Here is a 19,891-nt window from a genome sequence, read left to right as displayed (position 1 = left end):
TGTAGCGAGATTGTAACCCCAGACAAAGGCCGACAGACAGCGGCAAGACCTTGTGCTAGAGTCCACGCATTGATTCCATGGCGCGTTTGCCATGGACACGCACGCCTAGAAAAAGGATAACGATGGATTCGCAAGCCAAGCCGACTTTGAATGCCAAACCTCCCAAACGCAGCCGCAAGCTACTCGGCAGCGTGATTGCCGTCGCCGTGATGGCGGCTTTAGGGGGATTGGCGTGGTATCTGACGCACCAGCCAGCAGGCGGCGCGCCCGGTGCACAAGGTGCGGGCGGTCCTGGCCCAGGCGGTCCCGGTGGTCCTGGCGGCCCTGGTGGTGGTGCAGGTGGCCGCCGCATGCCGGCGACCACGGTTGGTGTGGCCACGGCTGAAAAAGCCGACGTGCCGGTGACGCTGGAAGCCCTCGGCACCGTGACGGCGGCTGCCACCACCACGGTGCGTCCGCAGGTGTCCGGCATCCTGCAATCGGTCTTGTTCAAAGAAGGGCAGATGGTCAAGGCCGGCCAGGTACTGGCGCAGATCGATCCGCGCCAGTTCGAAATGGCGCTGATGCAGGCCACCGGTAACCGCCAGCGCGATGAAGCGCAGCTGGAAAACGCCAAGCTGACGCTGAACCGCTATCGCACCCTGTTGACCCAGGATTCGATCGCCCGCCAGGACGTGGATACGCAGGCGGCGCTGGTCAAGCAACTGGAAGGCACGGTGCTGACCGATAAAGCGGCCGAAGGCACGGCCAAAATCAATCTGGGCTACACCAAGGTGGTGGCGCCGATCTCCGGTCGCGTGGGTTTGCGCGTGGTCGATATCGGTAACCTGGTCAGCTCCAGCGACACCGGCGGCCTGGCCGTGATTACCCAGCTGTCGCCGATCGACGTTGAGTTCTCGATCCCGCAGGACAGCGTGCCGGGCGTGGCGCAGCGCGTCAACGACGGCGCCACCTTGCCGGCGCTGGCTTTGAACCGCACCCGCACCGCGACGCTGGATAGCGGCGCCTTCAAAGCTATGGACAACCAGATCGACACCCAGACCGGTACCGTCAAGGCCAAGGCGCGCTTCGCCAACACCAAGCTGACGCTGTTCCCGAGCCAGTTCGTCAACGTGCGTCTGGAACTGAACACCATCAAGGATGCCGTCATGGTGCCGGTGAACGCACTGCGCCACGGTAACAGCGGCGACTTCGTCTACGTGCTGAAAGAGGACAAGACTGTCACCGTGCGTCCGGTCACGCGCGGCGTCGCCACGGTCGACAAAGTGCAGGTCACCGACGGCCTGAAACTGGGCGAACAGGTGATCACCGAAGGCGCCGACCGCCTGAAAGAAGGCGCCAAGGTCACGCTGCCGGGCGCCAAAGGTCAGGGCGCTGGCGCGGCCGGCGCCGCATCGTCGCCAAACGGCGAGCATCGCCGTCGCAACAAGGAAGGCGCAGCGAAGCAATGAGTCCATCCGCACCCTTCATCCAGCGTCCGGTAGCGACGTCGCTGCTGATGCTGGCGATCGTCCTGGCGGGTATCGTCGGCTTCAAGTTCCTGCCGTTGTCGGCGCTGCCGCAGGTGGACTTCCCGACCATCCAGGTACAAACGCTGTACCCGGGCGGCAGTCCGGAAGTGATGGCGCAGACCGTGACCGCGCCGCTGGAGCGCCAGTTCGGCGCCATGGCCGGCCTGTCGCGCATGAGCTCCACCAGCGCCGCCGGCGTTTCCATCATCACGCTGCAGTTTGGCCTGGGCCAGACGCTGGACGTGGCCGAGCAGGAAGTGCAGGCCGCGATCAACGCCGGCAACTCGCTGCTGCCGACCGACCTGCCGGCGCCGCCGGTGTACGCCAAGGTTAACCCGGCCGACGCGCCGGTGATGACGCTGGCGATCACCTCCGACACCATGCCGCTGACCGAAGTGCAGAACGTGGTCAACACCCGCCTGGCGCTGAAAATGAGCCAGGTGTCGGGCGTCGGCCTGATTACCCTGAGCGGTGGCCAGCGTCCGGCGGTCCGCATCCAGGCCGACACCAACGCATTGGCGTCTTATGGCCTCGGTCTGGACACGCTGCGCACCGCCATCACGGCGGCCAACGCCAATGGCGCCAAGGGCAGCTTCGACGGCCCGACCCGCGCCTACAGCATCAACGCCAACGACCAGCTGGTGACCGCCAAGGACTATAAAGACCTGATCCTGGCCTACAAGAACGGCGCCCCGGTGCGCCTCTCCAACGTCGCCCAGGTGATCGACAGCGCGGAAAATGTGGAACTGGGCGCGTGGTCCGGCACCAAATCCAGCCTGAAACAGGCGATCATCCTCAATGTGCAGCGCCAGCCTGGCGCCAACGTCATCGCCACCGTGGACGCCATCAAGGCGCGCCTGCCTGAGTTGCAGGCCGGCCTGCCGGGCGCGATCCACGTCGAGGTGCTGAGCGACCGCACCACCGGCATTCGCGCTTCCGTCGAACACGTGGAGATGGAACTGGTGCTGGCCGTGGTGCTGGTGGTGCTGGTGATCTTCGCCTTCCTGCACAGCATCCGCGCCACCATCATCGCCAGCCTTTCGGTGCCGATTTCGCTGATCGGCACCTGCGGCGTGATGTATTTGCTCGGCTATAGCCTGAACAACCTGTCGCTGATGGCGCTGACCATCGCCACCGGCTTCGTGGTCGATGACGCCATCGTCATGATCGAGAACATCGCCCGCTACATCGAAGAGGGCGAAACGCCGATGGCCGCCGCGCTCAAAGGCGCCAAGCAGATCGGCTTCACCATTATTTCGCTGACGGTGTCGCTGATCGCCGTGCTGATTCCGTTGCTGTTCATGGGCGACGTGGTGGGTCGTTTGTTCCGCGAATTCGCGATCTCGCTGGCCATCACCATTCTGATCTCCGCCGTGGTGTCGCTGACGCTGGTGCCGATGATGTCGGCCCGCTGGTTGAAGAGCCACGCCGAAGAAAAGCCGTCGCGCTTCGCCGTGCGCTTCCAGCAGTTCTTCGACTGGGTGATTGGTCATTACGACAAATCGCTGACCTGGGTGATCAACCATAGCGGCCTGACGCTGCTGGTGGCGCTGGCCACCTTGCTGTTGACGGCACTGCTGTACGTGGTGATTCCGAAGGGCCTGTTCCCGACCCAGGATACCGGCCAGTTGCAGGCCCGCCTGGAAACCGGCAAAGCTGTCTCGTACGACAAGATGGCGGAGCTGCAGCAGAAGGCTGCCCAGGTAATCCTGCAAGATGCGGCGGTCGAGAACCTTAGCTCGGTGGTCGGCGTGGACGCAGCCAACAACACCATGCTGCATACCGGCAGCATGCTGATCAACCTGAAGCACGATCGCAGCGGCAATCAGCAGGACATCATGGAGCGCCTGCGCGCGCATGTGGCCGAGATTCCGGGCCTGACGCTGTATCTGCAACCAACGCAGGATTTGACCATCGACGCCGAAACCGGCCCGACCCAGTTCCGCGTATCGATTGAAGGTGCGGACAACGCATCCGTCAACGAGTGGGCCACCAAGCTGGAAGCGCAGATGCGCACCAAGGCCCAGCTGCGCAACGTCACTTCCGACGTCGGCGCCAGTTCGGCGGCTGCTTACGTCACGGTTGATCGCGACACCGCGTCGCGCCTGTCGGTGACCGCCGCATCGATCGATGACGCGTTGTACAGCGCCTTCGGCCAGCGGATCGTTTCGACCATCTTCACCGAGACTAACCAATATCGCGTGATTCTGGAAGCGCGCCGCAATTCGATTAATACCCTGCCGACCTGGAAAACCTCCAGCTGCGCACCGGTTCCGGCAAGGCCACGCCGCTGGCGGCGGTAGCCAGCGTGACCGAACGCACAGCGCCATTGCAGGTAACGCACGTGGCGCAGTATCCGGCCACCACGCTGGGCTTCGACACCGCGCCGGGCGTCTCGCTCGGCACCGCGGTGGACAGCATCAAACAGGCCGCCGCCGAGATCAAGTTCCCGTCCGCCGTGACGCTGACCTTCCTCGGCGCATCCGGCGCGTACCAGAATTCGCTGAACAACCAACTGTGGCTGATCCTGGCCGCCGTGGTCTGCGTCTATATCGTGCTGGGCGTGCTGTATGAAAGCTATATCCACCCGCTGACGATTCTGTCGACGCTGCCGTCGGCCGGCGTCGGCGCCTTGCTGGCGCTGTGGATCACCGGCCAGGACCTGGGCGTGATCGGCATCATCGGCATCATCCTGCTGATCGGTATCGTCAAGAAGAACGCCATTATGATGATCGACTTCGCCATCGAGGCGGAGCGCGACGAAGGCAAGCCGCCGCGTGAAGCGATCCACCAGGCCGCGCTGCTGCGTTTCCGTCCGATCCTGATGACGACACTGGCCGCGCTGTTCGCCGCCGTGCCGCTGATGCTGGGCTGGGGCGAGGGCGCCGAATTGCGCCGTCCACTGGGCCTGGCCATCTTCGGCGGCCTGATTGTCAGCCAGATGCTGACGTTGTTCACCACGCCGGTGATCTACCTGGGCTTCGACAGCCTGGCGCGCCGCGTCAACCGCCGCTTCAACGGCGCGCCGCCGCGCGACCCGCACCAGGCGGCGCTGCTGTCTCCAGCGCCAGGTCAGGGCAAAGGTGACGCGTCGTGAATCTGTCGTCCCCATTCGTCAAGCGTCCGATCGCCACCGTCCTGTTGACGGTGGGCGTGGCGCTGGCCGGCATTGGCGCGTTCTTCGTGCTGCCGGTGGCGCCGCTGCCGCAGGTGGACTTCCCGATTATTTCGGTGAGCGCCACGTTGCCCGGCGCCAGCCCGGACACCATGGCGACCAGCGTCGCCACGCCGCTGGAGCGGCATCTGGGCACCATCGCCGGCGTCAATGAAATGACCTCGCAGTCGAGCACCAGCTCCGCCAACGTCACCTTGCAGTTCGATTTGAACCGCAACGTCGACTCGGTGGCGCGCGAGGTGCAGGCGGCGATCAACGCCAGCCGCGTCGACCTGCCGTCCACGCTGCGCAGCAATCCGACCTATCGCAAGGCCAACACCTCGGGTGCGCCGATCATCATTCTGGCGCTGACCTCGAAAACCCGCACGCCGGGCCAGATCTACGACGCCGTTTCCAACATCGTGCTGCAACGCCTGTCGCAAGTGACCGGCGTCGGCGACGTGGAACTGGGCGGCAGCTCGCTGCCGGCGGTGCGGGTGGAACTGAACCCGTATGCGCTGAACAAGCAGGGGCTGTCGATGGAGGACGTGCGCGCCGCCATCCAGGCCGCCAACGCCAACCGGCCGCGCGGCGCCTTGCAGGGCAACGGCCGCCGTTTGCAGATCTATTCCGAATCGGCCAACGCCTCCGGCGGCCGCAGCGCCAGCGATTACCAGAACCTGATCGTCGGCTACCGCAACAGCACCGCGATCCGCCTGAAGGATGTGGCGGAGGTGGTCGATGGCGTCGAAGACCAGAACAACCTTGGCCTGTTCAACGGCGAAAAGGCCATCATTGTGCTGCTGCGTTCCCAGGCCGGCGCCAACGTCATCGAGACGGTGGACAGCGTACGGGCGCAGTTGCCGATGCTGCAGGCGCAGCTGCCTCCGGACGTCAAGATCCAGGTGGCCAGCGACAGCACCAACTCGATCCGCTCGTCGCTGCATGAAATCGAGATTACGCTGATCATCTCGATCCTCTTGGTGGTGCTGGTGGTGAGCGTCTTCCTGCGCAACGTGCGGGCCACCATCGTGCCGACGGTGGCCACCATCGTCTCGCTGCTGGGCACTTTCGGCGTGATGTATTTGCTGGGCTTCAGCCTGAATAACTTGTCGCTGATGGCGCTGACCGTGGCCACCGGCTTCGTGGTCGATGACGCCATCGTGGTGCTGGAAAATACCACCCGCCATATCGAAGCGGGCATGGACCGCTTCGAGGCGGCGCTGCTTGGTGCGCGCGAGGTGGGCTTCACGGTGCTGTCGATCAGTCTTTCGCTGATTGCCGTGTTCATTCCGCTGCTGTTCATGGGCGGCCAGTTCGGCGCGCTGTTCAAGGAATTTGCCATTACCCTGTCGGCCGCGGTGATGATTTCGCTGGTGATCTCGCTGACCACCACGCCGATGATGTGCGCCTGGCTGCTGTCGCCGGATAATGTCCACGCCAAGCCGCCGGGCCGCGTCGCGCGCTTCTTCGAGCGCGGCTTCGACGCCATCCTCAAAGGCTACGAGCATGCGCTGGACTGGGCGCTGCACAGCGTCTGGCTGGTGATGCTTAGCCTGGTGTTTGTGATTGGCCTGAACTTCTACCTGTTCGCGGCGATTCCCAAGGGCGGCTTCCCGCAGCAGGACACGGGCCAGATCAATGGCGGCATCCGCGCCGACCAGAGCATCTCGTTCCAGGCCATGCAGGGCAAGCTGAAACAGCTGGTCGACATCATCAAATCCGATCCGGACGTGGCCACGGTGGTCGGCTTTACCGGCGGCCGGCGCGCCGGCGGCGGTTTCATGTTCATCAACCTGAAGCCGGCCAATGAACGCAAGGTGGCGGGGCAGGCGGTGATTGCGCGCCTGCGGCCGAAGCTGGCCAGGGTCACCGGCGTCAGCCTGTTCCTCAGCCCCGTGCAGGATCTGCGCTCGGGCGGCCGTTCGGCCAACGCCAACTATCAGTACACGCTGAAGTCCGACAACCAGGCCGACCTGAAAAAATGGGCGGCGCGTCTGGCCGAAGCGATGAAGGGGCAGAAAGCGCTGACCGACGTCGACTCCGACCAGGCCGACAACGGCGTCGAGACCTTCGTCACCATCGACAAGCAGAGCGCCTCGCGGCTGGGCATCTCGACCAAGGATATCGACAACGCGCTGTACGACAGCTTCGGCCAGCGCCAGGTGGCGACCATCTATGATGAGCTGAACCAGTATCACGTCATCATGGAAGTGGCGCGCGAGTATGCGCGCAGTCCGGAGTCGCTGAAGGACGTCTACGTGCCGTCCACCGGCCTGCCGGCGCCGAGCGCCGCCAACCCGAGCGGCGCCCAGGTGGCGACGACGGCGGCGGCCACCAGCACCAGCGGCACCAGCAGCACCACGACGACATCGTCGGCCACCGCCGCCAACATCGCCGCGCCGGCGGTGCGCGATGCCTCGTCCGGTAATTCGCTGAGCACTTCGGCCACCACCATGGTGCCGTTGTCGACGGTCGCCAGCTACGCCGAAAGCTCGGCGCCGACCTCGATCAACCATCAGGACGGCGAACTGGCCACGACCATCGCCTTCAACCTGGTGGAGGGCGCCAGCCTGTCCGACGCGGCGGCGCAGATCGCCCAGGCGGAGGCGGACATCGCCATGCCGGGTAATGTGCGCGGCAGCTTTGCCGGCGCCGCCAAGTCGGCGCAGGACAGCAACAAGTCGCTGCCGCTGCTGATCCTGGCCGCCATCGTGGTGATCTATATCGTGCTGGGCATTCTGTACGAAAGCCTGGTGCACCCGGTGACGGTGCTGACCACGCTGCCGTCGGCCGGTGTCGGCGCGGTGCTGGCGCTGCTGATCTTCAAGATGGAGTTCTCGACGATTGCGCTGATCGGCATCTTCCTGCTGATCGGTATCGTCAAGAAGAACGCCATCCTGATCATCGACTTTGCGCTGGAAGCCGAGCGCGCGCGCGGCCTGGCGCCGATGGAAGCGGTGCGCGAAGCCTGCCTGCTGCGTTTCCGCCCGATTCTGATGACCACCGTGGCCGCCGCCCTGGGCGCGCTGCCGCTGGCGATCGGTTTCGGCGAAGGCTCGGAGCTGCGCCAGCCGCTTGGCGTGGCCATTATCGGTGGCCTGATCGCCAGCCAGCTGCTAACGCTGCTGACGACGCCCGTGGTCTACATCCTGATGGACAAGCTGCGTCGCCGCAGCCCGTCCGAACAACAACTGAGCCGCATCCATAGCGGCGAATCGCCGATTATTTCATGAGCAAATACGTGAGCACATACGTGAGCAAAACCGCCCCAACTTCCCGCTATCCCCTGACTGCGCTGGCCATGGCGGTTGCGCTGCTGGCCGGCTGCTCGGTCACGCCGAGCTACAAGGTGCCGGAGACGCCGCAGCCGGCGGCCTACAAAGAAACCCCGAGCGACGCCGACAAGGCCGCCGCCGGCTGGACCGCCGCCGCGCCCGCCGACACGCTGGAACGGGGCCCGTGGTGGCAGCTGTTCGGCGATCCGCTGCTGAATCAGCTGGCCGACAGCATCGAGGTGAATAACCAGAACGTGGCCGCCGCCGTCGCCGCGTACGCACAGGCGCGCGCGCTGGTGGCCGAGCAGCGCGCGTCGCTGTTCCCGGTGGTGGACCTGAACGGCAGCGCCACCCGCAGCGGCGGCGGCGGCAACAACCAGACCGCCAACCAGTACCGCGCCAACATCGGCGCCAGCTGGGAGCCGGACGTGTGGGGCAAGCTGCGCGCCGGTGTCGGCAACGCCAACGCCAGCCTGCAGGCCAGCGCCGCCGACCTGGCCGCCGCGCGCCTGTCGGCGCAGGGCGAACTGGCCACCAATTACTTCGCGCTGCGCGAGGCGGACGCCGAGAAGGCGCTGCTGGAGCAGACCACCGAAGGCTACGAGCGGGTGCTGCAGATTACGCAGAACCGCTTCGACGCCGGCATCGCCGCCAAGTCCGACCTGCTGCAGGCGCAAACTCAGCTGGCCAGCGCGCGCATCGACCAGATCACGCTGGTGCGCAGCCGCGCCAATTATGAGCATGCGATCGCGGTCCTGCTGGGCAAGGCCGCCGGCGAGTTCACGCTGGCGCCGGCCGACTGGAACATCACCGTGCCGGATATTCCGACCGGCCTGCCTTCGACGCTGCTGCAACGCCGTCCGGACATCGCCGCCGCTGAGCGCCGCGTCGCCGCCGCCAATGAAAACATCGGCATCGCCCGCAGCGCCTATTACCCGAGTCTGAACCTGACCGGTTCCTTCGGCTACGGCGCGGCCTCCACCGGCGGCTTGTTCAACGCCTCCAACAACCTGTGGTCGCTGGGCCTGACGGCGGCGCAGACGCTGTTCGACGCCGGCGCCACCAAGGCCCGCGTCAGCGGCGCCGAGGCGGCGCGCGACCAGGCCATCGCCAGTTATCGCCAGACGGTGCTGACGGCGTTCGCCGACGTCGAAAACCAGCTGGTGGCCACGCGCGCGCTGGTGCAGCAGCAGGATCTGCGCAAGACGGCGTCGGAAGCGGCCGACCAGGTCGAGGCGCAGCTGCTCAACCGTTACCGCGCCGGCCAAGTCAGCTACAGTGATGTGGTCACGGCGCAGCAGACCGCGCTGAGCGCGCGCCGTGCGCTGGTGCAGGCCCAGGTCAACCGCCAGACCACGGCGATTGCGCTGATCCAGTCGCTGGGCGGCGGCTGGCACGTCGCTAGCGACCAAGCGGGCGGCACGGCCACCAACTAAGCGTCACGCTTGGTTTTTGGGGAGGGCTTTGTATAATCAGGCAACATGACCACGCCCACTCTCGACCCTGACGACGCAGCCGCCAGAACCACCGCGTCGCCGGACGCCGGTGTGCCGGTGGTGGGGATAGGCGCGTCGGCCGGCGGGCTCGATCCGATCTGCGAGTTCCTCGCCAGTGTGCCGCCCGCCAGCGGCATGGCCTACATGGTGGCGCAGCATGTCGACACCCAGCACCAGGTCATTTTTACCCAGCTGCTGCAGCGCGTGACGGCCATGCCGGTCAGCGAAGTGCAGGATGGCATGACGCTGTTGCCGGACCGGGTGTACGTGATGCCGCCGCGCGGCCAGCTGATCCTGGACGGCGACCGCGTCGCACTGCAGCCCCATTCGGTGTCGCGCCAGGAGCATTTGTCGATCGACCGCCTGTTCATGGCGCTGGCCCGGCATAGCGCCGGCCAGACGGTCGGGGTCGTGCTGTCCGGCATGGGGGCGGACGGCACCCTGGGCCTGAAAGCGATCCGCGACAGTGGCGGGCTGACCATGGCGCAGCTGCCGCCGTCGGCCCGCTTCGAGTCGATGCCGGTCAGCGCCATCAGTGCCGGCGTGGTCGATGTAGTGGCGCCGCCGGCTGAGCTGGCGCGGCGCGCGCTCGACTGGTGGCGGCGCGACAATGGCCTTGGCGCCAACCTCGATGCCTTGCGCCAGCGCGAGGCGCTGCAGCAGATGTACCAGCTGTTGCTGGCCCAGACCGGCGCCAATTTTTCCGACTACAAGCTGAGTACCGTCATGCGCCGCATCGAGCGCCGCATGAAACTGCGCCAGTGCCGCGAGCTGCCCGTGTATATCGATTATCTGCGTGAGAACCCAGCCGAAGTCGAGCTACTGTTCAAGGAGCTGCTGATCGGCGTGACCAATTTCTTCCGCGGCCCGAAAGTCTGGGAATACCTGATCGAGACGGCGCTGCCGCAGCTGCTGGAACGGCATCCGCACGGCGCCGCCTTCAAGGCCTGGGTGCCGGCCTGCTCGACCGGCGAGGAAGCCTACACGCTGGCCATCAGTTTTCACGAAGTGCTGGCGCAACTGCGTCCCACTGTCCAGTACACGCTGCAGATCTTCGCCACCGACCTCGATGACGACGCGGTGGCGCGCGCGCGCCAGGGCGTGTTCAGCGCCGCCATCCGCGACGATGTCGGCGAGCAGCGCCTGCAGCGCTATTTCGTCACCGAGGAAGATGGCCGTTACCGGATCCGCAAGGACATCCGCAATACCATCATCTTCGCGCGCCAGAACATCATTTCCGACCCGCCGTTTACCAAGCTCGATGTGCTCTGCTGTCGCAACCTGCTGATATACTTTACGGCCAAGCTGCAGCGCGATCTGATTCCCTTGTTCCACTACGCGCTCAAGCAGGACGGTTTGCTGCTGCTGGGAAGCGCTGAGACGCCGGGCGAGTTTACCGAACTGTTTGCGCCGCTGAACGCGGTGGCGCGCGTGTACCGCCGGCTGGAAGCGTCGATCAACCATGTAGCCAGTTATTTTCCGACCCGGGTCAGCAATGCCTCGGTCCCCTCAGCTATCGCATCCCATCTCCCATCCATGAACGGTAATCTTCAACAACAGGTCGAGCAGCAGCTGCTCAAGCGGCATACACCGGCGGCGGTGCTGCTCAACGTGCATGGCGACATCCTGTACATCCATGGCCGCACGGGCGCCTATCTGGAGCCGGCCGCGGGCAAGGCCAACTGGAACATCCACGCCATGGCGCGCGAGGGCTTGCGCCACGAGCTGGCCGGACTGCTCAAGCGCGCCACCCAGGGCGAGGAAACGGCGAGTGTGCGCGGCCTGATACAGCGCGACGCCGCCGGCCATCCGGCGATGGCGGTCGACATGACGGCCGAGGCGATGGCGGACGAAGGGCCGCTGGCCGGCGCGGTGCTGGTGACCTTCGCCAGCGTTGCGGTGCCGGCCGAACGGCGGCGCGCGCGCTCGCGCAACCCACAGCTACTGGAGCTGGAGCAGCTGCTGGCACAGGCGCGGCTGGAAATTCAGGCGGTGCGCAACGAGATGCAGGCCTCGCGCGAGGAACTCAAATCGGCCAATGAAGAGCTGCAGTCGACCAACGAGGAACTGCAATCGACCAACGAGGAGCTGACCACCTCCAAGGAAGAGATGCAGTCGCTGAACGAGGAGCTGTACACCGTCAACGCCGAGCTGCAATCGAAGGTGGACGACCTGTCGATGGTCAACGGCGACATGAAAAATCTGCTCAACAGCACCGACGTCGCCACCATCTTCCTCGACAGCGAACTGCGCATTCGCCGCTTTACCGACCGCGCCACCCAGATCTACAAGCTGATTCCGGGCGACGTGCAGCGGCCGCTGGGCGACATCGTCAACGACCTCGATTATCCGGAACTGCAGGACGACGCGCGCGAGGTGCTGCGCACACTGGTGTTCAGCGAGCGGCAGATTTCCGCCCGCGGCGGCGGCTGGTACATGGTGCGCATCATGCCGTACCGGACGGTGGACAACGTGATTGACGGCGTGGTGGTCACGTTCATCAATATCAGCGAAGCCAAGCAGCTGGAGGCCAGGCTGCGCATGATGCAGGGGACGCCGGAGTAAGTATGAAAAAGCCGCCGCGTCCCGAGCTTGATCCCGCGCAGTTGCGGGCGGCCGCCGAGCATGCGGTGGCGCGCTATCCGCTGCCGCCGGCGCCGGACGCCGGCAGCGACGAACTGCGCCACTGGCATGAACTGCAGGTCAGCCAGATCGAGCTCGATCTGCAAAGCGAGGCGCTGGCCGAACTGCAAACCGAGCGCGATCAGGCCAGTGCGCTGCACGCGCGCTACGCCGCGCTGTACGAGCAGGCGCCGGCCGGCTATGTGTCGCTCAATCACAGCGGCTACATTACGCGTGCCAATCTGGCGGCGGCCGAACTGCTGGCCGGCGCCGGTGCGCCGCTGCTCGGCAAGCGTCTGGAACAGTTTGTGGCGCCCACCGCGCAGGCCGAGCTGCGCCGTTTCCTGCAGCGGCTGTTCGACAGCGGCGAGCGTGCGGCGCTGGAGGTGCTGCTGTTTGAACCGCCGGGCGCAGTCCGCACCGGCGAGGAACCGCGCCGGCTGCGCATCGAAGCCAATCTGGACGCCGGCGCCCAGACCTGCCGCATGATCCTGACCGACGTCGGCAACGCCAGCCTGCGCGACGCCGCGCGGCTGCGCGCCATGCAGGTGCTGAGCAATATCAACGAGGGCGTGCTGGTGTGCGACGCCGACCTCAATATCGTCTCCGTCAACCACGCCTTCACGCAGCTGACCGGCTATGCGGCGGAAGAGGCGCTGGGACGCAATCCGCGTTTCCTCGGCCGCGCCGGCGCCCATCCGCCCGGCTACCACGCGGCCGCGCTGGCGCAGGTGCGGCTCCAGGGACGCTGGCAGGGCGACGTGTTCAACCGCCGCCGCGACGGCACGCCGTACGTGGCCAGCATGTCGCTGACGGTGATCCGCGACGGCGAGGGCGCCATCACCCACTACATCGGCGTGTTTTCCGACGTGACCGCGCAGCGCGACGCCGAGGCCGCGCTGCAACGCTGGTCGGCGGAATTGGACGCGCGCGTGGCGGCCCGCACCGCCGAACTGACGGCTTCGCGCGAAGAGCTGCGCGAGCTGGCCGAGCACCTGGAAACCGTCAAGGAGGATGAGCGCAAGCGCATCGCCCGCGACATCCACGACGAATTGGGGCAAAACCTGCTGGCGCTGCGCATCGACCTGTCGATGCTCAACGCGCGCACCGCCGGCAGCCACGGCCTGCTGCACCAGCGCGTCAGCGCGGCGCTGGAGAATGTGGACGCCACCATCCGCAGTGTGCGCGGCATCATGAACGAATTGCGGCCGGCGGTGCTCGATCTCGGCGTGCAGGCGGCGCTCGAGTGGCAGGCCGCCGAATTCGCCCGGCGCACCGGACTGGCGTGCGCGCTGACGCTGCCCGATGCGGCCGGCCTGGCGACGCTGGCCGGACTGTCGCCCGACATGCAGATCGTGCTGTTCCGCAGCCTGCAGGAGGCGCTGAACAATGTGCGCCGCCATGCGCACGCGCGGCGGGTGAATATTGTGCTGTCGCTGCGCGCCGGCCATCTGGCGCTGAGCGTGAGCGACGACGGTGTCGGCATCGGCCTGCAGCAGCCGGAGCGGCGCAAGCCCGAGTCCTTTGGCCTGATCGGCATGAACCAGCGCGTCGCCGCGCTGGGCGGCCGCCTGGAGATCTGCAACCAGCCGAGCGGCGGCTGTAGGCTGACGTTGAGCTTCGATCTATAATACTGGCGCCGTAACCAATCAGGGGCCATATCTTGTTAAAATATTTCGTTATTCCCGCCGCACTGCTGTGCGCCACCAGCGCACACGCCGACGAAGGGCAATGGCAGCCGTACCAGCTGCCACAGCTGAAATCCGAACTCAAACGCATCGGTATCGCCATCCCGGCGGAAAAGCTGGCCGACCTGTCGAAGCATCCGATGAGCGCCATCGTCTCGCTGGGCGGCTGCTCGGCGTCGTTCGTGTCGGACGCCGGCCTGGTGGTTACCAACCACCATTGCGCGTATGGCGCCATCCAGCGCAATTCGACGCTGGAACATAATTACATCGCCAACGGTTACCTGGCCAAGACCCGCGCAGACGAGCTGCCGGGCGGCCCGAATACGCTGGTGTACGTGACCGACAAGGTGGAAAACGTCACCGGCCGCGTGCTGAAGGACATCACGCCAAGCATGAGCGGCAAGGCGCGCAGCGAAGCGGTGGACAAGAACATCAAGGCCCTGATCGCCGAATGCGAGAGCGACAAGTTCTATCGCTGCTCGGTGCCGGCCTTCCATCGCGGCCTGGAATACTATCGTATCCGCCAGATGATGATACGCGACGTGCGCCTGGTGTACGCGCCGGCCAACTCGCTGGGCGACTTTGGCGGCGATATCGACAATTACGAATGGCCGCGCCACGTGGGTGATTATTCGTTCCTGCGCGCCTATGTGGGCAAGGATGGCCGTCCGGCCGAACCGTCGCCGGACAACGTCCCGTATAAATCCAAGGACTTCCTGGTGGTGTCGGCCGCGGGCCTGAAGAACGGTGATCCGGTGCTGCTGGCCGGCTACCCGGGCCGCACCAGCCGCTACAAACTGCCGTCGGAAATCCGCTACGCGCGCGACGCCGCCTATCCGGCCAAGGCAGCCGAGATTCAGTCCGACCTGGACGTGATCGCCGCCTCCACCGAGAAGAGTGAAGCCAACGCGGTGCGTTACGCCAGCGTGGTCAAGGGTCTGAACAACGTGATGAAGAAAACGCGTGGCCTAATCGACGGCTTTGCGCGCAAGGACATCGCCGCCATCAAGGACGTGCAGGACGCCGAGTTCCGCGCCTGGTACGCCAAGCAGCCAAACAGCGACAAGAAGCTGCTGGCCGAACTGGATGCGCTGATCGCCGCCGACATCGCCCTGAGCGACGAGGAATTCGGCTACAGCGTGGCCACCACCAGCGACCTGCTGAAAGCCGCCGCGCCGCTGTACCGCCTGGCGCAGGAAAGCGCCAAGCCGGACGCCGAGCGTGAGCTGGGCTTCCAGCAGCGCGACCTGCCGTTCATCAAGGCGCGTTTGAACCGCCTGGAGCAGTCGTATGTGGGCAGCGTTGACCAGGCGCGCTTCGTCGCCGCCTTGCAGCGTTACGCCAGGCTGCCAAAGTCGATGCACGTCACCGGCCTGGATGCGCTGCTGCCGCCGGTGGATGCGGTGCCGGCGCTGTACGCGCAATCGCAACTGGGCGATAGCGCGGCGCGCCTGTCGTGGGTTGGCAAGGACACCGCCGCCTTCGGCGCATCGAACGACGCTTTCATCAAGCTGGCGGTGAAGACCGACGACGTGTCGCAGTCGCTGAAGGACCGCCGCAAGGAACTGGATGGCAATCTGGAACGTGTGATCCCGCAGTACATGGCGGCCGTCATCGCGTGGAAGAAATCGCAGGGCAAGCCGGTTTATCCTGATGCCAATTCGACGCTGCGCGTGACCTACGGCACCGTATCGCCATATTCGCCGAAGGACGGCATCACCAAGGGGCCGTTCACCACCATCGAAGGCATCGTCGAGAAGAACACCGGCAAGGCGCCGTTCGACGCGCCGCAAAACCTGCTGGATGCGATCAAGGCCAAGCGCTATGGCCAGTTTAAGGATCCGGTACTGGGCACGGTGCCGGTCGACTTCCTGACCAGCGCCGACACCACCGGCGGCAATTCCGGTTCGGCGGTGATGAACAAGAACGGCGAGCTGATTGGCCTTAACTTCGATTCGACCTACGAGTCGATCACCAAGGACTGGTACTTCGACCGCGACATCACCCGCGCCATCCATCTGGATATCCGGTATATGCTGTGGGTGATGTCGGAAGTGGATCACGCCGACAATCTGCTCAAAGAAATGACCATCAAATATCCTAAAAAATGACGACGCTCCAGCTCCTGCTTAGTTACGCGAATATGCCGTTGCACCTGGCAGTATTTGCCACGACCCCGCTGGAGCTGCTGTCGTTCCTGCTGTCGGTGGCCACGGTGTGGCTGAACATTCGCCAGAGCCATTGGGGCTGGCTGTTCGCCATCATTTCGTCGGCCACCTATGGTCTGGTGTTTTATGGTTCGCGGTTGTATGGCGACATGGGCTTGCAACTGGTGTTCATCGCGGTGTCGGTGTTCGGCTGGTATCAGTGGCTGCACGGCGACGACCGCCATGACAGGCTGCCGGTGACGGCGCTGTCGGCGCGCGGCCGCTGGCTGGCCGCCGGCGCCTGGCTGGCCGGCTTTGTGCTGCTGGCCTGGTTCCTCAAGTCCTATACCGATACCGACGTGCCGAACTCGGACGGCTTCCTGACGGCCGGTTCGCTGGTCGGCCAGTTGCTGCTGTCGCGGAAGAAGATCGAGAACTGGCATGTTTGGATCATTGTCGATGTGCTGTACGTCGGGCTGTATCTGCACAAGCACCTGATGTTGACGGCGATCTTGTACGCCATCTTCGTCGGCATGGCGGTGATCGGCCTGCGCACCTGGAGCGGTGACACGCATACGGGCGGCCGCCGTCTGGCCATGGAATGAAACCGCTACGCATTGCGATTCTCGGCACGGCGTCCTCCGGCAAGACTACCTTGGCGGCGGCGCTGGCGCAGCGCTACGGCACCGTGTGGGTGCCGGAGTACCTGCGCGAATTTGTCGATACGGAAGGCCGCGTGCCGGTGGCGGCGGACCAGATCCACATCGCCCGCACGCAGCGTGCGCGCGAGGACGCCGCCGCGCCGCTGGCCGGCAAGTATCTTTTTTGCGACACTACGCCGCTGATGACGGCGGTCTACAGCCGCCATTATTTTGGCGGCATCGATTCCCAATTGGCGCTGCTGGCGGACGCGCACCCGCGTGACTACGCCATGACGCTGGTGATGGCGCCCGATATTCCCTGGGTGGCCGATGGCTTGCAACGCGAGAACGAGGAAGTCAGCATCATCGTCAACCGCTTGCTGCTGGACGAACTGGCTGCGCGTGAGATACCCTACATGTTGATATCGGGCGATCCCGATCAACGCATCTCACAGGCGTCGGGGTATTTATGATCAAGCGGTTGGCGGCGTTATCGATCTTGGTTACTCCGCTAGCGCTGGCCGATGCCGGCTACTATTTGGTCTCAACCTACGATGTGGAAGGCCAGGCGTCGATCGACTACAAATACTGGCACGCCCAATACAGCGGCCGCACCACGGCGTCGCCGGAAATCGGCATCGGCTATGGCGTTACTTCGCGCTGGTACACGGAGATTTACGAAGAGTGGTTCACGCGCAATGGCGGCGGCACGCAGCGCACCGCCACCGCCTGGCAGAACGACTACATGCTGACGCAAGGGCAGTACGACTTCGATCTGGCGCTACACACCAAAATCGAGCGCTCGCATGATCGGGATGATGGCTATATGCTGGAATGGGGGCCGGTGCTGCAAACGGAGATCGGCCGCACCCAGTTCAACGCCAACCTGTTCTTCCAGCGCGATTACCGCACCGTCTCCGGTCCGAATCCAACCGAACTGACTTACCAGCTACAGGTGAAGCACAACTGGAAGCCGTGGTTCCAGCCCGGCGTGCAGGCATTCGGCGAGGTAGGGAAGTGGAACGACTGGTCGCCATACAAGCAGCAGTCGCATCGCGCCGGGCCGATGGTCGGTGGGCACACCGATATCGGACGGCAGGAATTGAAGTACGAATTCGCTTACCTGATCGGCAGGAACTCGGCGCGCGCAGCGAAGAGTTTTTCGATGCGCGCGCAGCTGATCTTTTAAAGATCGAAGGTGGCCGACACGCGCAAGGTGCGCGAGGCGCCCGGCATCAGATAGCCGCCCAGGTCCGGCGTCACATCACGCCAGTAGAACTTGTCGAACACATTGTCGATACCGGCGCGGAAGGTGGTGCCGATATTGCCGATGCGGGTGGCGTACGATCCGGTCAGGTTCACTACGTGGTAGCTCGGTACGAACACCGAGTTGGCGGCGTCGAAGGCCTTCTTGCCCGAGTACTGCCAGTTGGCGCCGACCTTCAGCCCCTGCACCTGCGGCAGGGCGTAATCCGCATACACCGATGATTTGAACGCGGCGACGTCGGTTACGCGCTTGCCGTCCAGCTCCGCCGAACCGGTGCCGCTTTGCTGCGTGTTCAGCGCGGTGGCCGATACGCCAACCGTCAGGTCGCGCGATGCGCGACCGTTCAGCGCTACTTCCAGGCCGCGATTCTGCGCTTCGCCGTTGCGCACGTAGGCGTTGGCGGCGTCGGTATATTCCAGGCCTTTTCGGATCTGGAACAGCGCCACGCTGGCGCTCAGGTCCTGGCGGATGTCGGCCTTGACGCCCACTTCCACCTGTTTCGATTTGCTCGGCGCCAGCGCGCGGTGTTCGTTTTCGGTGCCCATCGGCGCGACGCCGCCATGCTCCAGGCCCTGCGCGTAGGAGACATAAGTCGCCACGTTGGGCCGTACGTTGTAGACCAGCGCCACGTTCGGCAGCCAGAAGCCGATGTCGGTATGCGCGTACGGCAGCACGGCGCCGTTGTCGTCCACGCCGACGTATTCGTCACGCTTCACTTTCACATAGCGCGCGCCGGCATGCAGCTTGAGTTGTTCATTCAGGCTGACGATGTCCTGGGCGAACAGCGCGCGTTCGTTGTCGCGGCGGCGTTCCGAGACCGGGCCGCTGGTGCCCGGCGCCGGCGTCACCACTACCGGATGATAGATGTTGCTGACGCCGGACAGGTCATACAGGTAGTCGCCCCATTTTTCGCTGTTCTTGAAGAACGACGCACCGCCGGTGAAGTCATGCTTGATCGCGCCGGTGGCAAAGCGGCCTTGCAGCAAGGCCTGCGCCGTCAACGGCGATTTCTTTTCGCCCAGGCTGATGTAGTTGTAGACGTCGTAATCGCCATTGCCGCAGAAGCCAGGATACAGATCCTGCGCGCCGCAGCCGTAAGGGAAGGCGGTGTAGTCGTCACGCTTGAAGTTATGCTGGTTGGCGCTGATGGTGGCGTTCCAGTCCGGCGAGAACTTGTATTCAAAGCGCGCACCGACGTTGCTGCTGGTGGTTTCCACCGGACGGCTCCACGGCTGGTCGTTCAGCAGCTGGTCTGCCGGCACGTTCGGCAGCGTCAGGTTGTTCAGCAGCTGGTAGCCGGGCGCGGTGACCTGTGACTTGCGCTGGTAGTCGGCGTCGATCTGCAACAGCGCCTGTGGCGAGATGCGCCAGTCGAAGGCGGCCGAGACGAACTTGCGGTTGCCGTCGGCGCCCTTGATGTAGGAGCGCAGACGCTCGGCGGCGGCGTTGATGCGGTAGCCGAAGTCGGGGTTCTCGAAGCGGCCCCCCAGGTCGACCGCGCCATACAGGTTGCCGCGTTCGCGTTCTTCCAGCACCACGGTGCGCAGCGGCGTGTCGGTCGGACGCTTGGTGACGTAGTTGATGATGCCGCCTGGCGCGGACACGCCTGCCTGCAGGCCGGACAGGCCTTTCAGCACTTCCAGCCGTTCCTTGTTCTCTAGCGGAATCTGGGTGTCGCCGGTGATGGCCATGCCATCCTTGCGGTAGCTCGATTCATTATCCAGCTTGAAGCCGCGGATCGAGAACTGCTCGGCATAGCCGACCGCGTTGTAGGCGTCGCTCAGGCTGGCGTCGTAGCGGGCGGCGTCGGTGGTCGAGCGGATTTGCAGGTCCAGCATCTGCTGCGAGGTCAGCACGCTCACCGAGGCGGGCGTTTCCAGCAATGGCGCGTTGGCGAAGCCGGCAACGCTGGCGGTGGTGGCGCGCGTCTTGGCGGCGCTGACCACCACTTCCTGCATGGTCTGGTCGGGGTCTTCCGCGCGCGCGGCGCTGGAAGTCATCTGTAAAACCGCCAGGGCGATGGCGGACACTGCGAAGTTTGGTGTGGACATATTTGCTCTCTACTTGTCTCGGCTGGGGGCCGGCGA

10 protein-coding genes and 1 pseudogene are annotated in these 19,891 nt (G+C 64.9%); 10 read left to right on the top strand and 1 reads right to left on the bottom strand.

Annotation, left to right across the window (positions count from 1 at the left end):
• The first annotated feature begins 122 nt into the window (after nucleotides 1-122).
• From HH213_RS01290 to HH213_RS01245, 10 genes and pseudogenes are all read left to right on the top strand, one after another.
• A complete protein-coding gene (locus tag HH213_RS01290; protein ID WP_169110278.1) occupies nucleotides 123-1,451 on the top strand; it encodes an efflux RND transporter periplasmic adaptor subunit in 1,329 nt (442 codons plus the stop codon).
• Nucleotides 1,448-4,608: pseudogene (locus HH213_RS01285) on the top strand (efflux RND transporter permease subunit). Before HH213_RS01290 ends, HH213_RS01285 begins: the two are co-directional and overlap by 4 nt.
• Nucleotides 4,605-7,901, top strand: a complete 3,297-nt coding sequence (locus HH213_RS01280; RefSeq protein ID WP_110848886.1) for an efflux RND transporter permease subunit — start codon at nucleotides 4,605-4,607, stop codon at nucleotides 7,899-7,901. The pseudogene HH213_RS01285 and the gene HH213_RS01280 overlap by 4 nt, the downstream one beginning before the upstream one ends.
• A gap of 68 nt (nucleotides 7,902-7,969) precedes the next feature.
• Nucleotides 7,970-9,379, top strand: a complete 1,410-nt coding sequence (locus tag HH213_RS01275; RefSeq protein ID WP_371875705.1) for an efflux transporter outer membrane subunit — start codon at nucleotides 7,970-7,972, stop codon at nucleotides 9,377-9,379.
• Nucleotides 9,380-9,424: 45 nt separating this feature from the next.
• Nucleotides 9,425-12,004, top strand: a complete 2,580-nt coding sequence (locus HH213_RS01270; RefSeq protein ID WP_169110274.1) for a chemotaxis protein CheB — start codon at nucleotides 9,425-9,427, stop codon at nucleotides 12,002-12,004.
• Between the two features lie 2 nt (nucleotides 12,005-12,006).
• Nucleotides 12,007-13,692 carry a PAS domain-containing sensor histidine kinase gene (locus HH213_RS01265; protein ID WP_169110272.1) on the top strand — a complete coding sequence of 562 codons (1,686 nt, stop codon included), beginning with the start codon at nucleotides 12,007-12,009 and terminating at the stop codon, nucleotides 13,690-13,692.
• A 32-nt stretch (nucleotides 13,693-13,724) separates the two neighbouring features.
• Complete coding sequence (locus HH213_RS01260) at nucleotides 13,725-15,860, top strand: S46 family peptidase (RefSeq protein WP_169110270.1); 2,136 nt, start codon at nucleotides 13,725-13,727, stop codon at nucleotides 15,858-15,860.
• Nucleotides 15,861-15,892: 32 nt separating this feature from the next.
• The gene (gene pnuC, locus HH213_RS01255; protein WP_169110268.1) at nucleotides 15,893-16,501 is read left to right on the top strand and encodes a nicotinamide riboside transporter PnuC; all 609 of its coding nucleotides are present in this window, start codon (nucleotides 15,893-15,895) and stop codon (nucleotides 16,499-16,501) included.
• Nucleotides 16,498-17,010, top strand: a complete 513-nt coding sequence (locus HH213_RS01250) for an AAA family ATPase (protein WP_169110266.1) — start codon at nucleotides 16,498-16,500, stop codon at nucleotides 17,008-17,010. Before pnuC ends, HH213_RS01250 begins: the two co-directional genes overlap by 4 nt.
• Before the next feature lie 26 nt (nucleotides 17,011-17,036).
• Nucleotides 17,037-17,726, top strand: coding sequence for a hypothetical protein (locus HH213_RS01245; protein WP_308494522.1), 690 nt, complete (start codon nucleotides 17,037-17,039; stop codon nucleotides 17,724-17,726).
• On the opposite strand, the gene HH213_RS01240 is transcribed toward HH213_RS01245, so the two are convergent.
• The gene (locus tag HH213_RS01240; RefSeq protein ID WP_169110262.1) at nucleotides 17,723-19,855 is read right to left on the bottom strand and encodes a TonB-dependent siderophore receptor; all 2,133 of its coding nucleotides are present in this window, start codon (nucleotides 19,853-19,855) and stop codon (nucleotides 17,723-17,725) included. The two genes, HH213_RS01245 and HH213_RS01240, sit on opposite strands and share 4 nt — an antisense overlap.
• Nucleotides 19,856-19,891: the final 36 nt, after the last annotated feature.

It is taken from the genome of Duganella dendranthematis, assembly GCF_012849375.1.
Taxonomy (GTDB): Bacteria; Pseudomonadota; Gammaproteobacteria; order Burkholderiales; family Burkholderiaceae_D; genus Rugamonas; species Rugamonas dendranthematis.
The sequence above is the reverse complement of the archived record's forward strand: the minus strand, read 5'-3'. Positions and strand labels throughout refer to the sequence as shown.